General features: G+C 66.2%; 9 protein-coding genes. 5 read left to right on the plus strand and 4 right to left on the minus strand.

Annotation, left to right across the window (positions count from 1 at the left end):
* Positions 1-5: 5 nt before the first annotated feature.
* The gene (locus QZY06_RS01725) at positions 6-10,925 is read left to right on the plus strand and encodes a filamentous haemagglutinin family protein (protein ID WP_295679392.1); all 10,920 of its coding nucleotides are present in this window, start codon (positions 6-8) and stop codon (positions 10,923-10,925) included.
* A 370-nt stretch (positions 10,926-11,295) separates the two neighbouring features.
* Positions 11,296-12,759, plus strand: coding sequence for a substrate-binding domain-containing protein (locus QZY06_RS01730; protein ID WP_295679394.1), 1,464 nt, complete (start codon positions 11,296-11,298; stop codon positions 12,757-12,759).
* A gap of 119 nt (positions 12,760-12,878) precedes the next feature.
* Here the strand turns inward: QZY06_RS01730 and QZY06_RS01735 are convergent, their stop codons facing one another.
* From QZY06_RS01735 to QZY06_RS01745, 3 genes are read right to left on the minus strand one after another with little or no spacing between them, the layout of a single operon-like run.
* Positions 12,879-14,102 (minus strand): alpha/beta fold hydrolase, encoded by a 1,224-nt coding sequence (locus tag QZY06_RS01735; protein ID WP_295679396.1) that lies wholly within the window; start codon positions 14,100-14,102, stop codon positions 12,879-12,881.
* Positions 14,103-14,117: 15 nt separating this feature from the next.
* Positions 14,118-15,275 (minus strand): hypothetical protein, encoded by a 1,158-nt coding sequence (locus QZY06_RS01740; protein WP_295679397.1) that lies wholly within the window; start codon positions 15,273-15,275, stop codon positions 14,118-14,120.
* A gap of 26 nt (positions 15,276-15,301) precedes the next feature.
* On the minus strand, positions 15,302-16,441 hold the full coding sequence (locus QZY06_RS01745) for an acyl-CoA dehydrogenase family protein (RefSeq protein WP_295679400.1): 1,140 nt from the start codon (positions 16,439-16,441) through the stop codon (positions 15,302-15,304).
* A gap of 416 nt (positions 16,442-16,857) precedes the next feature.
* Between QZY06_RS01745 and QZY06_RS01750 the strand changes: the two genes are divergently transcribed.
* Positions 16,858-17,082 carry a hypothetical protein gene (locus tag QZY06_RS01750; protein ID WP_295679403.1) on the plus strand — a complete coding sequence of 75 codons (225 nt, stop codon included), beginning with the start codon at positions 16,858-16,860 and terminating at the stop codon, positions 17,080-17,082.
* Positions 17,083-17,120: 38 nt separating this feature from the next.
* Here the strand turns inward: QZY06_RS01750 and QZY06_RS01755 are convergent, their stop codons facing one another.
* A complete protein-coding gene (locus QZY06_RS01755) occupies positions 17,121-17,741 on the minus strand; it encodes a TetR/AcrR family transcriptional regulator (protein ID WP_295679405.1) in 621 nt (206 codons plus the stop codon).
* Positions 17,742-17,964: 223 nt separating this feature from the next.
* Here QZY06_RS01755 and QZY06_RS01760 point away from each other — a divergent pair, with 223 nt between their 5' ends.
* Together QZY06_RS01760 and QZY06_RS01765 are read left to right on the plus strand one after the other, a co-directional pair.
* The gene (locus tag QZY06_RS01760) at positions 17,965-18,645 is read left to right on the plus strand and encodes a DUF2306 domain-containing protein (protein ID WP_295679407.1); all 681 of its coding nucleotides are present in this window, start codon (positions 17,965-17,967) and stop codon (positions 18,643-18,645) included.
* Between the two features lie 115 nt (positions 18,646-18,760).
* Positions 18,761-19,975: TonB-dependent receptor (locus QZY06_RS01765; RefSeq protein ID WP_295679410.1), on the plus strand; the 1,215-nt coding region annotated here is incomplete at its 3' end.

The following is a 19,975-nucleotide window of genomic DNA, read 5'->3' on the forward strand; positions in this document are numbered from 1 at the left end:
AGACCGTGCAGGCCGGCATCCTGCCGGGTGACATCACCATCGAGGCCGGCGCCAGCATCGCCACCAATGCCCTCGGCTACTCGCTGATCGCCGCGCCGAACGTCAGCAATGCCGGCACCATCAGCGCCGTCGAAGGCCAGGCGATCGTCGCCGCCGGCGTCGGCGTCGGCCTGCGCAACAGCAATACCGGCGCGCTGCTGCTGAACCCGGTGCTGACCGGCCAGGCCATCGATGGAAGCGCGACACCCGCTTTGATCGGCAAGCTCGTCAACAGCGGCCTGATCCAGTCCCGGCGCGGCGATCTGAGCCTGCTGGCTCACGACATCGACCAGCAGGGCGTGCTGATCGCAACGACCAGCGTCACCCGCGCCGGCAGCCTGAATCTGAGCGCGCTGGATCAGCAAGAGCTCGACTCCGAAATCTCGCGCAGCGGCACGTTGAGACTATCCGGCACTTCGGTGACCGCGCTGCTGCCCGACGCCAACGGCGAAACCACCACCTCCAGCGCCGCCGCCGATCGGGTGTTCCAGGTCGGCACCGCCAGCCTGCGCGGCGGCGCGATCACCCTGGACCGCGGCGCGCTGATCGAAGCGCCGGGTCAGAACGTGCAACTGGCTGCACTGGTCGGCGCAATCAGCGACGGCACGCTGCCGATGCCCGGCCGTGTCTATCTCGAAGACGGTTCGATCATCGATGTCTCCGGCCTTGCCGATGTGCAGCTGGCGATGGCGGCCAACCTGATCAGCATCAATCGCCTGGGCCTCAACGAACTGGCCGATTCGCCGCTGCAGCGCCTCGGTGTGCTGTTCGGTGCGCCGATCACCGTCGACAGCCGGGTCACCGGCACTCGCGACGACGGCACCAGCTATGTCGGCACGCCGGTCGCCAATGTCGGCGGCTTCGTCGATGCCCGGCCACGCGGCATTTCGGAACTGCTGCAGAACGGCGGCACGCTGACCCTCGCGGGCGCCGAAGTGGTGACCCGCGCCGGTTCCTCGCAGAACCTCGACGGCGGCTACCTGCACTATCTCGGCGGCATCATCGAGACCACCCGACTGCTCGCCGCCAACGGCGCGGTGATCGACATCGCCGATGCCGATCCAAGCCTCCAGTACATCGGCATCGCCGGCCGTTTCGACGACGAGCATCCGCGCTGGAACGTCACCAACACCTATACCAACCCGCTGATCGCCAGCGTCGGCGCCCGCTACGAGAGCGACTACCTCAAGGGCGGCAACGCCGGCACCCTGAACGTGTTTGCCAGCCACGCCGCGGTGCTCGATGGCGACATCTCGGCGCAGGCCTACGCCGGTCGCCATCAGGTCGCCGATGCCCGGATGCCGAGCGGTGGCCGCTTCAACGCGGGTGCCGGCGCCGGCAACGCACTGGTCGATGTCGCCGCATCCGGTCGCAGCTACGTGATCACCAACACGCTGCCCGATCTCGAAACGCTGGTCCCCGGCTTCGGTGCAACGACAGCGCTGCCGGTCTCGACCTCCGCCGCCAGCGATACCGGCAATCTGCAGAACTGGATCGCGATTCCCGCCGCCGAGCTTGCGGCAGCCGGTTTCAGCAGCATCAACATCGCCGCCGATACCCCGTCCGGCACCAACTTCGGCGGCGAGATCGTGGTGGCCGATGCGCTGCGCGTGCAGCCCGGTGGCAGCATCAGCCTGACCGGTTCGCGGGTCACGGTGCTGGCTGACCTCACGGCCACTGCCGGCAGCATCAATGTCACCGCAACCGGCAACACCGATGTCGCCGGCACCACCCTGCGTCCGGAGGGCACGGCTGTGACGCCGATCAGCGGCGATGTCGTGGTCGGCAACGGCGTGCAGCTGTCGACCCGTGGCCAGTGGATCAACGACGCCCTGAAGAATGAAGACGCCATCGCCGGCGGCGCCTTCGTCAACGGCGGCAGCATCAGCCTCGGCACCCTGCAGTCCTCGCTGCCCCTGGATGGCGGCACTGCCGGCTGTCCGGACAACACCTGCACCGTCGACAACACCGGCTCGATTCTGCTCGGCAGTGGCAGCCTGCTCGATGTCTCCAGCGGCGGCAGAGTGCTGCCCAATGGCAATCTGGCCAAGAGCCGGGGCATCGTGCTCGGTCGAGGCGGCAGCATCGCGCTGGAAACCTATCAGCTGTCCGGCGGCAGCCAGTTCGACCCGACCGCGCTCATCGGCTTGCCCACCAGCCAGCCGACCTCAGGCCGCATCGTCTTCGGCGGCGAACTGCTGGCCTATGGTTTTTCCGGTGGCGGCACTCTAAGTCTGCGGGCGCTCGGCTTCCGCATCGGCGAAAGCGAAGCGCCAGCGAATGCCTGGGACACCGTGCTGCCTGCCGACTTCTTCACCGGCCAGGGCTTCGGCAGCTACCGGCTGATCGCCGAGTACGACGCGACGATCACCGCCGGCACGGTGCTCAAGCCGCAGCAGTTCAACTTCATTCCGGACGAAGCAGCACTGCTGGCCGCGCAGACCGGCATCGATCTCTACGATCCGGCCTACACCCGCATCGGCGCGCTCGATGATTTCCATCGCCAGGCAACCAACTTCGAGCTGTACGCCGGCGATTATCTGAACTGGCGCGGCTCGGGCGGTGCCCTGCCCGACTACTCGGCAGCCGGCGTCACCGGCACCGTGCTGCTCGACCGCGATGCGGCGATCCTGGCCGACGCGCGCGCCACCGTGACCCTGGGCTCGAACCGTCAGGTCACCGTGCTCGGCAGCATCGTCGCCCACGGCGGCGCGATCACCCTGACGGCGGACACCGCGCGTGGTGGCTACGCCCAGGTGCCGGGCCGCATCGATTTCCCTTACGTCGACGGCAGCAAATCGGTATTCCTCGGCGCCAGCAGCCTGCTCGATGCTTCCGGCGCGACCTTGCTCGATCCGTTCCAGCAGCCGATCGAGGGCGCAGACGGCAGCCCGACGACGCCACGCACCGGCAGCGTGCTGGCCGGCGGCAGCGTCACCCTGAGCAACGACACCGGCTACGTCATCGCGCTCGGCGCGGACGGCCAGGCTGACGGTGCGGGCGGTGCGCGCGGTGCCCGCATCGACGTCTCCGGCACTGCTGCCGTGCTCGATCTGCGCTCCGATGCCAGCGGCAACGGCTACCTCGCGACCACCGTCGCCAGCGATGCCGGCAGCATCCGCATCGGCGCCGGTGCCGGGCTGTACTTCGATGGCAAGCTGCTCGCTCAGGCGGGTGGCAGCGGCGCACGCGGAGGCAGCTTGAGCCTTGCGACACTGCTGCCCTCGACGGCAGTCACCAATCCGCCGGTTCCCGGCGGCGTGGCCTATGCCGGGGCAAACCGACTGGTGCTACGCGAGAAGCCGATCGCGATGCCGGCAGGCGCGCTGACGCCGGGCATGACCGTCGAAGCCGATCTTCTGGCACCGTCCGGCGTGCTCTATTTCGGCGTCGACCGGCTTGATGGTTCGGGCATCGACGCGCTGCTGCTCGGCGTCGACCCGAGCCTGAACAATGTCAGCACACCGCGCAGCATCGTCTTCGCCAACAACCTGAGCCTGAACCTGGGTCGGTCGATCATCGCCAACGCCTCGAACTTCGTCGGCCAGAGCGGTGCCGACGGCCTTTCGTCGGTGAGTCTGAACGCGCCCTATGTGGCGCTGCACGGCTACGCGAACACTGGCGACTACGGCAATACGACGGCGCTGCCGGCGCCCGCGCCTGGCGTACAGCTGACCGTCAACGCCGCGAACATCGATCTCGGTGGCCAATTCAATCTGCGCGGCTTCGGCGAGACCAGCTTCAACGCCAGCGGCGACATCCGCCTGCTGACGCCGGCGCAGTTCGATTTCTACCGCAACGTCATCGCCAACCCCGGTGCCGCGACCGCGGTGCCCGGTGCGCTGTTCACGGCCGGCAATCTTAGCTTCCAGGCCGCCCAGCTTTATCCGGCGACCGGCAACAGCTTCATCATCAGCGCCGTCGGTGCCGAAGGTTTCGTCGACGGCATCTCGACCGGTCGCGCCGACACCACGGTCCGTTTCCTCGGCAACGAGGCTTCCAGAACCGTGGCGACGCCGCTGTCCGCCGGCGGCAGCCTGCTGGTCAATGCCACGCTCATCGAGCAGTCCGGCACCCTGCGCGCGCCCGGCGGCCAGATCCAGCTTGGCGTTGCCGATCCCTTCGATCCGGCTGCGCTGGCGCTATTCAGCTTCCCGGCCAGCAACAGCAAGGGCGACCCGATCACCGCGCAGGTGCCGCTGGTTGCGACCCGCTCGGTGCGTCTGGCTAGCGGCAGCATCACCTCGGTATCGCTGGACGGTCTGATCGTGCCTTACGGCCGCACCGTCGATGGTCTGAACTACAGCTACAACGCCGCCGCCAATACCGACTTTGCCGGCCAGCTGGTCGCACCGATCCTGTCGGCCCCGCCGGAAAAGCGCCTGGCGATCAGCGCGGCGGCAGTGACCCTGGACAGCGGCGCCACCGTCAATCTCGCCGGTGGTGGCGATCTGCAGGCGGCGGAATTCGTGGCCGGCACCGGCGGCTCGCGCGATGTGCTGTCGCGGACCAACACCAGCTACGCCAGCGGCACCGCGCAAGCCGTGCCGCTGTACGCCGACGGCCGGGCGATCTACGCGATCATCCCCGGCTATCAGGGTGCTGCGGCCTACGACCCGGCGCTGGTCGCCGGCAATCCGCTGATCGGCCAGCAGGTCTATCTCAGCGGCATCGACGGCCTCGCCGCCGGCATCTACACCCTGCTGCCGGGCCAGTACGCAGCCGTGCCGGGCGCTTTCCGCGTCGTTCAGGACACGCGTGCGCTGGACAGCCTGGCCACCGAGAACAGCCGCCTGGCCGATGGCACCCTGCTGGTCGCCGGACGCTATGTCGACCAGTACAGCGGCGCCCAGGACAGCCGCAGCACGGCGTTCTTCGTGCAGAGCCAGGACACCTGGCGGCAGTACTCCGAATACAGTTTCACCAGCGCCAACAAGTTCTTCACCGACGCCGCCGCGCGCAATGGCCAGGCGACACCGCGCCGGCCGGTCGATGCCGGCCAGCTGGTGCTGGCGGCCACGCAGACGCTGAGCCTCGGCGCGACCCTGAACACCGCCGCCGGCATCGGTGCCGATGGCGTCAGCGGCGCTGGCGGCCTGGTCGACATCGCCTCGCAGCGTCTGCAGGTCAGCGCCACCGGTGGCGTGGCGCTCGAAGGCTATGTGCAGCTGGTCGCCGGTGATCTGAGCGCGCTCGGCGCCTCGAGCCTGCTGATCGGCGGCAGCCGCAGCCGCACCGACGAAGGCGACCGCATCGCCGTGCTTGCCGACAGTGTGATCATCGACAACGGCAGCGAAGCGCTGAGCGCGCCGGAAATCATCGTCGTCGCCGGTGCCGGAAGCGCCGACACCACGAATGCCGGCATCGTCGTCGCCGACGGCGCCACGCTGCGCGCCAGCGGCACGCTGCCGGCCGCGTCCGCTGTCGGCCTGCTGATCGGCTCGGCCGCCGATGGCGCTCTGCCAGCCGTCAGCGGCGATGGCGCGTTGCTTCGACTGTCGAATGCGGGTGCCGTGACCGTCACGCGCAGCAACGTGGGCCGGGTACCGGTCGGCAGCTTGAGCATCGGTGCAGGCGCCAGCCTGTCGGCCGATCTCGCAACGGCCGGAAAGACCGCCACCGGTTCGGTGACCCTGGATTCCTCGGGCCGCACCGAGGTCGACGCCGATGCGCGCTTCAGCGCCGCGGCGATCGATGCCAACGCCCGCGTCGTCAGCTTCCTCGGTGATGGCGCGCTGCTGCCGGAAACCGATGGCGGCTTCGTCGTCGGCAGCGGCACCCTGGCCCAGTTCGCGGACTCGCAGCAGGTCACCTTGCGCAGCCGCGGCGCGATCAACTTCCTCGGCAATGTCAGCGCCGCGCTCGACGGCGGCCTGGCCCTGAGCGCCGGTAGCTTCAGCAGCGATGGCGGCACGGTCGCACTGAAGGCGACAAGCTTGAGCTTCTCGAATGATCTCGGCGCCACCGTGCCCGCCGCTGTTTCCGGCTCGGGCCTGTTGAAGCTGAATGCTGACGAAATCATCTTTGGCGCGGGCAGCAAATCGCTGTCCGGCTTTGCCTCGGTCGATGCCACGGCGAACAAGGGCGTGCGCTTGCAGGGCGTTGGCAACTTCGACTTCGGCAACGCGCCGGTGAATCTGGCAACGCCGCTGCTGATCGCTGAAACCGGTGCCGACAATCGTCTGGCAACAGCGGGCGCATTGAACCTGGTCGGCATCGCCGGCGCCACGGCGCTGACGGCGGCACCAGTCGGTGGCTCGGGCGGCCTGGTCGGCGGCACGGTGAGCATCGATACCGCGCTGCAGGCGCTCGGCGGCAAGCTCGCAGTCCAGGCCACCAGCGGCGATCTGTTGCTCGGCAGCAACGCGCGCCTGTCGGTGCGCGGCGCGACCAAGACCATCATCGACGTCACCACCTACGCCCAGGCTGGCAGCTTGAGCCTGAGTGCCGACACCGGCGGCGTGCAGGTCGCGAGCGGCGCGCAGCTCGATTTCGGCGCTGCCGACGATGGCCGCAATCGCGGTGGCGATGCTGGCGCGCTGAACATCAGCGCTGCCGGCACGGTGCAACTCGACGGTAGCTTGCGCGGCAACGCCAGCGCCGGCTTCCTCGGCGGCAGCTTCTCGCTCGACAGCGGCAGTGCCGTGGCGCTCGATGCGCTGGCGGCGGGCCTCGCCAACAGCGGCGTCGATCGCGCGATCGCGGTGCGCAGCCGCAGCGGCAATCTCGAACTCGGCGCCGGCAGCACGCTGCGCGCGGCCAGCGTTTCGCTGACTGCCGACGGCGGCAGCGGAAGTGCCGACAGCAATAACGGCAACGTCCGCATCGCCGGCACCATCGACGCCTCCGGCGACAAGGGCGGCGACATCCGGCTCTTTGGCCGCAGCGGCGTTGATGTCGAAGGCCGCCTGATCGCCACCGGCAGCCGCAGCGACAAGCGCGGCGGCACGGTCGCGATCGGCACTTCCGGCAGCGGCGACGGCTCCTTGAACGCGGCCTACGGCTACCAGAACGTCAGCGCCGCAAGCTCCGGGACGATCACGATCGGCAGCGGCGCGCTGATCGATCTGCGCGGCGGAACGTCCGGCGGCTTGTCCAACGGAACTTTGAGCCTGCGCGCGCCGCTGCTGTCCGACGGCGACGTCGGCATCAGCCCGCTGCCGGCAGCGCAGATCCTCGGTGCCCGCGACATCTCGCTGGAAGCCTATGCGACCTGGAGCACCACGGACGCTGGCACCGGCACGCGCCACTTCGACGGCATCATCGATGCCGCCGGTGACTACAGCCCGACCGGCGCCTTCCTGTTCGCGACCCAGCCGCGCAACACCGATCACAGCGGCTTCTATGTCGACACCTTGCAGGGCTACGTGCAGGCGCCGGGCTTCAGTTTCGAGCCGCGCTTTGCCGGACTGAGTAACGTCGTAGTGCGGCCGGGCATCGAGCTGGTCAACCCGAACGCGGCGGTCAACGGTGGCGACATCCAGATCGCCAGCAACTGGAACCTCGCGGCCGGCACGGTCGATAGCAACAACAAGCTGAACCTCGCCTATCGCTACAAAGGCCAGGTCGCACCGGCACTGACCCTGCGCGCGGCCGGCGATCTCGATGTCTACGCCAGCCTCAGCGACGGCTTCTTCCAGTACAACAATCCGGTCGATATCGACGGCTCGGGGCCAGACAACTCGGCCTCGCCGGACTCGACCTTCGGCAATCCGCTGCCGATGTCGGCGGCCGCTCTATTCGGCGTGCAGACTGCCGCCGATGGCAGCCGCTATTTCGCCGATTCGAGCAGCTATCGCCTGGTCGCCGGTGCCGATGTCGGCAGCGTCGATCCGCTGCGGGTGGCGGGCACAGCGGAACGCGCGGCAGCGGGTATCGGCAACCTTGATCCGCGGACGGGCGCCAGCCAGGAAGCCGGCTCCTTGAGCCTCGATTTCCACGTCAGTGGCTTCGTGCCGATCCGTAACCGACGCGGCGATATCTCAGGCTTCGCCAACGTCGTCGAAGGCACGATGATCCGTACCGGCACCGGCAGCATCGACATCGGCACCGCACTCGATGTCGCGATCCGCGACACCACGGCACCCGGTGTCATCTACACCGCCGGCCGGCGTTCGCTGGACGACACCGCGACACCATCCAGCGCCGTGGCCTACACGCGCGGCAGCGGCTTCCCGGCGGTGCTGGTCAACTCGACGACCCGCCCGGAAGCCGCCGGTGACATCACGATCAATGCCGGACGCGACATCCGCGGCATCCAGCAGGTGGGTGACGACGAAGAGCGCAGCGGCAATTTCCGCAACAACCTGAGCCAGTACTGGTGGCCGTGGCTGCAGCGCGACTGCATCTTCACCGGCATCTGCACCGCCCCGGCCGCCGGCTCGTCGCTGAACTACAGCAACTTCGCTCAAGGGCTGCTCAGCGCTGGCGGCGACATCACGGTGAGTGCCGAGCGCGACATCGCCGACCTGTCGGTCTCGGCGCCGATCACCACGCGCATCGACGGCAGCGGCGCCAACCGCAGCAGCAGCATGGTCGGCGGTGGCGACATCGAGATCAGTGCCGGACGCGATCTGCTCAGCGGCGCCTATTACGTCGGCAACGGCAGCGGCCGTCTGCGCGCCGGCCGGGCTATCGCCAGCGATCTGAGCAACAGCACCGGCGCTCCGATCGCCACGCTTCTGGCCGTACAGGATGGACGCTTCCAGGTCAGCGCAGCCGGCAATGTGGCGATCGGCGGCGTCTTCAATCCGAGCTATCTGTTCAGCAACTTCGACGGCGAGGCCTATGCCACCGATGCCTCGGTGAGCATTGTCAGCAGTGCCGGCGATATCAGCTTCAACCGCACCCAGAACGAGTTCGGCTACGGCAGCGGCTTGTCGTTGTCCGCGGGCTATCAGTACGTCACGGTGCCGAAGCTGGAACTGTTCGCGCCGAACGGCGGCATCAGCGTCAGCGCCGGTGACGGCATGGAGCTGTATCCATCGGCCGGCGGAACGCTGAGCCTGATCGCCGAAGGTCGCGTGCAATTGTCCAACTCGAGCGGCACGGCAAACGGATTCTTCGGCTTGATCGACGCGCCGGCAAGCCTGTTGCCGACCGCCCTGAATCCCTTGTCGGCCTTGAATGGCAACAACTCGGTGCGACTGCCAAGCCTGATCGGCAACGACGTCAATGCCGCGTTCCGCTTTCATACCGCAACGCCGCTGCACGCGGCGGACGCCGAGCCGGTGCGCATCTACAGCGCCAGCAGAGACATCATCAACGGCAACGATGTCGGCGCCGGCACCTTGCTGATCTCGGTCGACAAGCCGGCGCTGATCCTGGCCGGGCGCGACATCGTCGATCTGAGCTTCATCGGCCAGAACCTGTACGCCTCCGATGTAACGCTGATCCGCGCCGGCCGCGATCTCTACAACACGCCGCTGCAGCCGGGCCGCTCGGTGCCGTTCATCGAGCTCGGCGGCCCCGGCACGCTGGCGCTCGAGGGCGGTCGCGACATCGGTCCTTTGAGCTCGGCCAACGACGCCGCGACCCTGGGTCTGCTGCCGCCCGGAACGCTGCGCTATCCCGGCGTGCGCACGGTGGGCAACGTCAACAACGCCTATCTCGACCGCGCTGGCGCGAACATCTCCGTCAGCTTCGGCATCGCGCCCGGCGTGGCGCTCGACAAGTTCGCGACGACCTATCTCGATCCGGCAGTCGGCCATTCCGACAGCGATATCGCCGATCCGATCGGTACCCGCAGCTACAGCGCCGAGCTGATCGCCTTCGTGCAGCAGATCGATGCCGACAATGCCGTTCGCAACGGCCAGCCGGCACCCGCGGAGAACCTGTCGCCGGAAGCGGCATACGCACGTTTCGAAGCACTGCCGGACGTGCAGCGCAGCCAGCTGATCCAGACCGTGCTGCTCGACATCCTCGATCGCACCGGCCTCGACTACAACAAGCTGCCGCGCGGCCTCACCGATCCGCAGACCGCCAGCAACAGCCTCTACGCCGGCCAGTACGGCCGTGGTTTCGCGGCGGTGGAGATGCTGTTCCCCGGCCAGTCCGGCTATACGCAGAACGATCTTTCCGGCGGCTTCAACGGCTCGCTGACGCCGATCGCCACCGGCAATTTCGATCTCCGCGGTACCAGCGTGCAGACCCAGCGCGGCGGCGATATCTCGATCCTCGGGCCGGGCGGCAATGTGCTGGTCGGCAGCGTCTCGGCACCGCCGCTGGTCGCTGCGACCGCGTTCTCGGCCAGCATCGGCCCGAACAACCAGGGCCTGCTGACCCTGCAGAAAGGCTCGATCGACATCTTCACCGACCGCAGCGTGCTGCTGGCCCAGAGCCGCATCTTCACCGAGCAAGGTGGCGACGTGCTGATCTGGAGTTCCAACGGCGACATCAACGCTGGCCGCGGTGCCCGCACGGCCACCGAGATTCCGCCGCCGGAATTCCTTTGCGACGTCGACCACTTCTGTCTGGTCAACGCCGAATCGCAGGTCAGCGGCGCCGGTATCGCCGTGCTGCAGACCCGGCCGGGCGATCCAAGCGGCACCGCCAACCTGGTGGCACCGACCGGCACCGTCGACGCCGGTGACGCCGGTATCCGTGTCTCCGGCTCGCTGAACGTGGCTGCCAATGCAGTGGCCAACGCCGGCAACATCTCCACCGGCGGCGGCTCCACCGGCGTGCCGACCGGTGCCGTCAACGTGTCCGCAGTGGCTGCTGGTTCCGCGGTCAGCGCAGCGGTCAATCAGAGTGCCGACGGCCTAGCCAGCGGCCGTCCGCAGCAGACAGCGGCCAACCAGATCACCGTCGAAGTGCTCGGCTTCGGTGGCGGCAGCGGTGATGAAAACGACGAGGAAGAACGGCGCAAGCGGCGAACGCCGTAAGCAGATCGAATCTACTGCGGCGCTGGAGCGTTTTTAAGTTGAATGGATACTTATAAATCCGTCATGCCCGCGAAGGCGGGCATCCAGTTTTGGCAATAGCGTTCCGCCTCAGAACTGGATTGTTGGCCGCGTCCCTGCGCGCTCAACCCGCCTGCGCGGAAATGACGAAATGTTGTTGGGATTCGAAGCAAAAGATCCCTTGGCAGGCAATCGGCGAAAGAGTTGGCAAATGTCTTCATTCCGTAAAGGAATTGCCAACATCGATCTCTACTCTGATGCGGCTTGAGACCAGATTTCCGGCCTCATTCGTCCGCTTCGCCAATTCTTGTCCACGCCAATCAAAGCTTCGTCATCCATTCAGGAGAAGGGTATGTCCTTCAAAATTAAGGCCGCCGGTTCTGCCGCGCTCGCCGCGTTGTTCGTGTCATCCGCTGCTCTCGCCCAGACGACCACCCCGAGCCCGGTGCTGTACGGCGGCGGTGCGACTCTGCCGGCCACCGCCTACAACGGCTCGAACATCTATGACGTGACGCCGACCGCCCGTCTCAGCGCCCCGAACGGTGCCCTGAACCCCGGCTTCACCTTCGTGCCGGTCGAATCGACCTCGCTGTTCGGCGCCTACAAGCTGTCGCCGCCAGCCCGTGGCACGACCTCGCGTCCGGACACCTCGTACTGCGGCACCGGCTCCGGCCAGGGTCGCCGTACCTTCATCGGCCAGACCGGCTCCGGCACCGCCGGCGGTTCGACCGGCAACAACTTCGCCGACGGCATCTGCCGTGACTACGGCCCGACCGCTCCGGCTGGCTTTTCGGCTCCGGCCGGTCAGCGCGCGCCGCACTTCGCGGCCACCGATCAGCCGCTGAGCGCTGGCGAACTGTCGACGTTCACGACCAACTACGGCACCAGCCGCACGGCCGCCGTGCAGTTCCCGACGCTCGCTGGAGCGATCGCCGTGACCTTCAAGAACAACGACATCTCGCCGTCGCGCATCGTCGTGTTCACGGAATCGCAGGTCTGCCAGATCTTCTCCGGCGCGATCAGCAACTGGAGCCAGCTCGGCTTCCCGTCGAAGGCGATCAAGGTCGTCTATCGCACGGACGGCTCGGGCACCTCGTTCTCGATGTCGAACCATCTGTCGGCGGTCTGCCCGACGGCAGTGCCGAACGCAGTCGCCGGCTTCTCGACCCAGGGCACCTTCCTGGCCGCGTTCCCCGGCGGCACGGCTCCGGCCGGCGCGATCGGTGGCAACGGCAACCCGGGTGCGACCAATGCGATCGCCGCCAACGACGGCGCGATCGGCTACGCCGAACTCTCCGACGGCCTGTCGAAGAACTCGGTCGGCGCCAACTCCGTGGCCTTCGCCACCCTGAAGAAGCAGCCGGATCGCGCCGCCGTCAAGGGCGTGTCGCCGGCCGCGAAGTTCAAGGAGTACAGCCCGCTCAGCCTCAAGTCGCCGTTCAAGCTGCCGGCCACCGGTGCGCTGTTCGAAGGCGTGGTCGTCGGCCCGAACGACGGCAATGGCCGTCCGACCCTGGTTGCCGCAACCACCCAGGTGCCGGCTTGCCTCAAGGTTGTCGATCCGAACGCCTATGCCACCCCGGCGCTGAACGCCAAGGGTGACTACGCGGCCTACCCGATTGTCGCCATCACCTACCTGCTCGCCTACAACACGGGCAACGGTGCGGATGCGGCGAACATCGCTGACCTCGTTGCTGCGCCGTTCTACGGCGCCGTGAAGAACTCGACGAGCAGCGTCGGCACCGGTACCGGCTTTGGCTTCCTCGCCGGCATCCCGAACCAGCGCAACTTCATCAAGGGCTGCATCACGCCGTAAGCCTGTCGTGACCAAGTCGTAATCATCGCCGGCAGCTGATCGCCGGGACGTGATCGAGGCCCCCGCATCTTCGGATGCGGGGGCTTTTTCGTTGTGCCCTGAGTGCGCTGCCGAAGCCGCTATTTCGCGCGCGGCTTGCGCGGCTTCGTCGCTGCTTTCCGAGGCGGCTTCGCCTGCGAACGCTCGGCCAGCCAGTCCGCGGCCGGGCCCCAGACTTCCAGCGGCGCCTTGCTGCCAAGCACCACACCCATGTGGCCGCCGGTGGCGATACGCCAGGACTTGTCCCTGGTCGGCAAGATGTCGACGATCTTTCGGGCAATCGATGGCGCGACGATGCTGTCGCGGTTGCCAGCGAAGATCAGTGCGGAGGCCTTGATCTTGCCGAGTTCGGCGATGCGCGTGTCGATGCGAATGCTGCCCTTGGCCAGCTCGTTGTCGATGGCCATGCGCAACACCATGTCGCGCACCACGCCGCCGGGATAGATCAGCATCTTGTTCAGGTAGTTCGAGGTCGTCGAATGCGATTCGACGAATTCGCGATCCCAGAGCCGGGTCAGCAGATCCCAGTAGGTGGTGATGCTGGCGACCGGGCTGGTCATCTTGAAGCCGAGCGCAAGCAGCCAGCCGGGAATCGTCAGCCGCGTGGGATCGACGCCCATCAGCCGGAAATCGCTGTACTTGCGCACCAGCCGCGCCGGCGCATCGAGCGCGCCGGCAAGCCCGGCGACCACGCCGCCGCCGCGCAGATCGATCGGGCTGGCGACGGTGACCAAGTTGCGGATCTTCGGATCCAGGGTCAGGCCGGCGTGCATCAAACTCAGCAGGCCGCCCATGCACCAGCCGAACAGCGAAACCTCCTGGGAGCCGGAATGCTTGCGGATCGCGGTCAGTGCGGTGGCCATCATGGTGTCGACGTAATCGACGAGCCCCAGCGAGGCGTGCGCCGGTGTCGGTCGGCCCCAGTCGATCAGATAGGTGCGGAAGCCGCGCGCCGCCATGTAGCGGGCCAGCGAACGCTGCGGCATCAGATCGAACGTGTCGGCGGTAACGCCGAGCGGCGGCACCAGCACCAAAGGCACCGCAAACGGCTGACGCACCACCGGCAGGCGGCTGCCATCGGGCAGTTCGATGCTGTCCTCGTCCGGCGGGCCGTAGTAGCGCACCGACATCAGCTCGCTGTCGTGGATCAGCGTGAACCAGGTCTTGCCGGACTGGATCAGGCGATCGCGACGGAACAGCCAGTCGAAGCCGTTGGCGATGGTGCCGGCGATGCGGCCATTGAGCTGCAGCACGCCGCGCCGCGGTGCAGCCGGCAAGTGTTCGTCGATCTCGATATCGGCCATGGCCGTTCTCCTGCCTCAGATCGCTGTCGCGCGATCCATGAACCGCTTCATCAGACGCAGGTACTTGCCCTGCTGCAAGTGCACTACATGATTGCCCGGAAACCAGTGCATCTGCGAACCGCGCCAGTGCCGATGCAGCAGATTGACCAGGCTCGGCGAGGTGAAACGATCACCGGCACCGCCGATGATCAGCAGCCGCTCGTGATCGATCAGCGGCTGCCAGCTCAGCGGGCTGTGCAGCGCCATGCCGTGGCGCATCTCGCCGACGCCGAAGCCATGGCGTCGGTCCAGAAAACGCAGGATCGGACCGATCGGCTGCCACTGCAGCGCCATGTCGATCGGCACCACCAGCGGCGAGTTCGGAATCGCGAACGCGATGCGCGGGTCGACCGAGGCCAGCAGCGCGCTCAGATAGCCGCCAAGGCTCAGGCCGGAAACGCCGACGCTCGGTACACCGGACGCAAGCAGGTGATCGATGAAGATGCGGATGTCGTGGATCGCCTGCAGCATCGCTTCGTTGGCGTGCGCCATGCCGCCAGCGAAATAGCCGTAGCCGCTGAATGGATGCCAGCGTTCGGCACGCTCGCCGTGAAACGGCAAGGTCACCATCAGGATGTCGTAGCCCTTGCGCCATAGCCACGGAAGCGCGAACGCGGTGCCGTTGATGCGGTAGCTGTCGAGCGTGTAGCCGTGCAGCCAGATCAGCGTCTTGCGTGGACCATTCGGGTGGTAGAGGTGCAGCGCCCGCGCTCGGCGATTGCGGCCGGATTGCGTGTAAGAAGCTTGCAGAGCCGGATTCAGCGTCTGGAACGGACTGTCGAAGGCCAGATGCCGCACCGGAATGCCTGACGGCCGCCAGCCGAAGCGGCCGGCCGGGGCTTCCTCGATCGTCACCGGCTCGGACGGGCGCGCGAAGATCGCGTCGCGGTCATCGCGATCGGCATAGGGCTGATACCAGCGCAGCGCCTCGCGTTGCTGTGCGACACCGGAACTGCGCGCCAGCCCCGGCACCATCGCTGCCGATACCAGAGTGCCGAGGCCGGTGCGCAGCAGGCGATCGAGCCCGGCCGAGCCGCGCACTTTCAGGCGGTGCTCGAGGTCGATCTCGGTCGCTTCGGTCAGCCGATAGTAGTCGTGCGGCAGCGACTCCCACCAGCGGCCGACTTCGCTCATCGCCTCGGCTCGGCCGAGCTTGATCGTTACAGCGTGCGCGCGATCAGTTCCTTCATGATCTCGTTGGTGCCGCCGTAGATGCGCTGCGCGCGGGCATCGATCCAGGCGCGGGCGATCGGATACTCGAGCATGTAACCGTAGCCGCCGTGCAGCTGCAGGCACTGGTCGATGACCTTGCCCATCAGGTCCGAGCACCAGTACTTCGCGGTTGCCGCGTCGTCGACACCGAGCTTCTTGTTCAGCACCAGTTCGATGCAACGGTCGACATAGACGCGGCCGATCGCCAGCTCGGCCTTCATCTCGGCGAGCTTGAAACGGGTGTTCTGGAAGCTGGCCACGGTCTTGCCGAACACCTTGCGATTGCGGGTGTATTCCAGCGTGTGCTTGAGCGCCGCCTCTGCTCCCGCGATCGAGGTGATGGCGATCATCAGCCGTTCCCAGGCTAGCTCCTGCATCAGCATCACGAAGCCCATGCCTTCGCGGCCTAGCAGGTTCTTCTTCGGCACCCGCACGTCCTTGAAGAACAGCTCGCAGGTGTCCTGCGCATGCATGCCGATCTTCTTCAGCGGCTTGCCCTTGGTGAAGCCTTCACGCGTGGCCTCGACCATGATCAGCGAGATGTCCTTCGAGCCTTCGCCGCTGTTGCCGGTCTTGGCGACGACGATCGCCATGTCGCACAGATAGCCGTTGGTGATGAAGATCTTCGAGCCGTTGATGATGTAGTCATCGCCATCGGACACCGCCGTGGTCTTGACGCCCTGCAGATCGGAACCGGTGCCCGGCTCGGTCATCGCGATCGCGGTGACCACTTCCCCGGAAGCCATCTTCGGCAGCCATTCGAGCTTCTGCTCCTTGCTGCCGAAGTTGTTGACGTAGTGGGCGACGATGTCCGAATGCAGCGAGTAACCGGTGCCGGCATCGCCCGCGTAGGACTGCTCTTCCATCAGGATCACGCTGTACAGGCGATCGCCGCCGGCGCCGCCGAACTCTTCCGGAATCGCCGTGCACAGGAAGCCCAGCTCGCCAGCCCGGTTCCAGGCCTTGCGATCGATGTGCTGCTGCGCATCCCATTCCTCGCGATGCGGCACGATTTCTTCGGCATAGAAGCGACGCACGCTATTGCGGAAATCTTCGTGTTCGGCGGAAAACAGGGTACGAGGAATCATCGACGGCTCCGGCTCAGCAGCGGCATGGACAGGTTCAGGGGCGGTCCAGAAGGGTAATCCAAGTTACATACAGTCTGGACTGTTTTATATGAACTCACGGCACCCTTGCCGCTGTCAACAGGTCGATGCCGAGCCAACGAGCTCCGACGATCAGCGACAACTGACATCGACGCTCGTTTGCGCGTTCGCCTGAGTCCGACGAAGCTGTGCCACGCGCTCGTTACACAACCGGGAATACACCTTTGATCCACCGAAGCCGATTGATCTGTGCAAGTACATTGGCGGCCGTCACGGTCGCTTGCGCAAGCGGTGCGCCGCCGATCGTTGAACCGCAGCCTCGCTTTGCCACTCCGTTTCCCGGCGCCGCAACGCTTTCAATTGCCCGCGCCAATGACTACGTCTGCCGTGAGGCCTTCGTGCGCGCGTTTGTCGATGGCGAATTCGCCGGCCAGTTCGGGCCAGGTGGTCTGATGGCGCTGTATCTGCCACCCGGCGCCCATGTGATTGCGGTGGCGCCGAACGTTCGCTGTTTGCTGGAAACCGCGAGCCTGCCACTGATGCTGAATGCCGCGACGCCGCGCACGCTGATCACCGATTTCGATCTCGTCGGCCATATCCGCCTGCAGGCGAAAGTCGACTGAGGCCGACTGGCGCCGACTGGGGCCGCAACGAAAGCGCCCTATCCCGGCCCCGCTACCGCCTTGATGATCAAGGTCACCAACTGATCCCTGTCCTGCAGACCGACCATCGCTGGAGAAATCTTGCCGTCGGTAAGCAACTGGGCCATGCCATGGACCATCGACCAGGCCGCCATCATCGCGACCCAAGTTTCCGGAGCATCAATCCCGGTTCCGGCGACTGCGGCAACCACACTACGCAAGTGTAGGAAGCCCTCCCGATGCGCTTCATCCACTTCTGGCGACTGATATTTCTCAGGAGCGCCGGGACCCAGCATCAACTGGAACAGGGCTGGCTCGTCGCAGGCCATACCGACATCGGTGCGGGCCAAGGCCAGCATCTGCTCGGTCGGCACATCGGACAGCGCGGCGCAAGCACGCTGACGGCTGCCGAGCGTCCGCAAACCTTCCGCGGCAATCGCCGCCAGCAAGGCGTTCTTGTCCGTGAAATGACTGTACGGCGCGGTCTGTGAAACACCGGCGCGCCGGGCAACAGCACGCAGGCTCAAGGCTTCGAAACCTTCTTTCCGAAGCAACTCCAGCCCGGCCCGAACCAGCGCAGCGCGCAGATCGCCGTGGTGGTAGCGCGCGGCCGGCTTGCGCGTCGGAATTTTCTTGACCATCAGTTTTTTTGAGCTCGGCAACTTGACACCGTTAAGATCAGAGTTTTAATCTTAACATCGTCAACATTGAGGATTGGCAACAGGAAAGAGTCTAGCGATTCGGTGAACGGTCGTGACTGCAGCGTCAGCTGCCGCACCATCAGACAGTCGATCGCTTGCTGACCCCAAAGCCAACGAGCAGCCGCACCGCAGGCCCGAATTCGGGGATCAGGAGAGGACAACGATGAACCTCGAACGCACCGCGAAACGTGGGCGAACGGTGTTATGGGCGATGGTGGGATTCATGGCCTGCGAAAGCATCCTGTTCCGTTACGCGATGCCGACCGACCTCGCGATGCAGCTGACCGCCCTGATGACGGGTGATTACGCCCAGCAGGCAGTCCGATTTGGCCAGGAGATTCCGCTCACAGAGGCCGCGCACCGGGTGTTCGGCGCCTTGATGCTGGCGCTGGGGATGCTGCAGTTCGATGCCGGGCTGCGTCGGCGCCGGCCTTCCGTACATCGCGCCATCGGTACGGCATTCATCACCCTGGCCATGATCCTGTCGGTCACTGCGCTGATCATTGGCCTGCAGCAGCCATTCGCCGGCGGACCCGAAACCTTGCTGACCGTCATGCTCGTCGGCAGCTTTCTGCTGATGCTGCTTACGGCCGTGGCGCAGGTTCGGAGGCGCCGTTTCGCCGCTCATCGCGAATGGATGATCCGCGCTTACGGATTTTCGCTGCAGGTGGTCGTCCAGCGGTTCTTGTTCCCGCCGATGGTACTGCTTGGCATGCCCGGTCCCGACGCGTTCATGACCTCCACCATCCTCGCCGCACTGATCGCCCTGGCCGCTGCCGAGTGGTGGCTGAGAGTGACGCGTATGCCGGTGCCGGCAGCGGTGCCTTCAGCCGCGCCGGTCTAGACAAATCCGCAGTCGTTGCACGCTTGCCGGCTGATCGCGGGACCCAGAGCCCTTTGCTGCCATCCGGTCGCCGTTGTTTCCGGACCGATCCACCATCAATGCTGCAGAGGACGCGATGAGCCGAGCCCGATACCGTTCCGCTGTCCTGGCGAGCAGCCTGCTTTGGACCACGTCGCCCTGCCAGGCCGGCGATCAGGACGCGCCGATCACCGCCATCGACAGCGCTTCCACGGCGCCAGCGGCAGACACCGAAGAGGCAAGCGAATCGGCCGAACCGACTGCCGGCGAGCTTTCGACTTTCCCGGTCGCCACCCGGCCCACCGTTTTTCCGGATGCGCCACGCGCTCGCACGTTGAAAGCGGTGGTAGTGACCGCGCAGAAGCGCGAGGAAAACCTTCAGGAAGTACCGATCTCGATCCAGGCGTTCAGCGGCGAAGAACTCGGCGCGCGCGGCATCGAGACAACGCAGCAACTGGGGCTGGTGGTGCCGAGCCTGCAGTTCACCAGTGTCGCCGGCTTCCCGATCGTGTTCATCCGCGGCATCGGCACCGACAACTTCGTTGCCTCCGCCGATCCCAGCATCGCCACCTACATCGACGGCATCTACACGCCCAACGGCGAATCGGCATTCAACTCGCTGGTCAACGTCAAAAGTGTCGAAGTGCTGAAAGGCCCGCAAGGCACGCTGTTCGGTCGCAATGCCGCCGGCGGCGCGATCAGCGTGACCACCGAAGAACCAGGCCGGACGTTCAAGGCCTCGTTCGCCGGCACCCTCGGCAACTTCGATAGTCGCGCCGCCAACCTCAGTGCGTCCGGACCGATCACCGACTGGTTGTCGGTGGGCGTCTCGGGGGAGACCTCGCGCAAGGATGCGTTCTATAGCGACCTGTTCTACGACACCCAGCCCGATCGCCTCGAAGCGGCCCGTTTCAAGGTCAATTTTCATCCCACCAACAAGCTGTCGCTGAGCCTGACCCACTATCTGTCGAGCCAGCAGGGTCTGCGTCTGAACCTGTTCAAGAACCTCGACCCGAGCCCCCTCGGCGCGCTACTCGGCATCCGCGCGCAGGCCGATGACTACGTCGGCGAAAGCGATTACCCGGCGTCGACGAAAGCGCGGCAGCGGCTCAGCTACGGCACGCTGAGCTGGAAGCTGTCGCAGGTCAATCTGAAGCTGCTGGCCAGCGACCAGCACATGGTCTCGCCACAGAGCAGTACCGATTTCGATGCCTCGCGGCAGCCGCTGGCCGCACTGAGCACGACCAACACCTTCATCGACCTTCAGACCGGCGAGCTGCAGGTTCTGTCAACGCCGAACACCTGGGGCGCG

This window comes from uncultured Nevskia sp., assembly GCF_903885465.1.
Lineage (GTDB): Bacteria > Pseudomonadota > Gammaproteobacteria > Nevskiales > Nevskiaceae > Nevskia.

Excerpts from the sequence above, each read along its gene's own strand:
- QZY06_RS01745 (WP_295679400.1), bottom strand. The coding sequence starts at position 16,441 with ATGATTCCTCGTACCCTGTTTTCCGCCGAACACGAAGATTTCCGCAAT.
- QZY06_RS01730 (WP_295679394.1), top strand. The coding sequence starts at position 11,296 with ATGTCCTTCAAAATTAAGGCCGCCGGTTCTGCCGCGCTCGCCGCGTTG.
- QZY06_RS01755 (WP_295679405.1), bottom strand. The coding sequence starts at position 17,741 with ATGGTCAAGAAAATTCCGACGCGCAAGCCGGCCGCGCGCTACCACCAC.
- QZY06_RS01760 (WP_295679407.1), top strand. The coding sequence starts at position 17,965 with ATGAACCTCGAACGCACCGCGAAACGTGGGCGAACGGTGTTATGGGCG.
- QZY06_RS01735 (WP_295679396.1), bottom strand. The coding sequence starts at position 14,102 with ATGGCCGATATCGAGATCGACGAACACTTGCCGGCTGCACCGCGGCGC.
- QZY06_RS01740 (WP_295679397.1), bottom strand. The coding sequence starts at position 15,275 with ATGAGCGAAGTCGGCCGCTGGTGGGAGTCGCTGCCGCACGACTACTAT.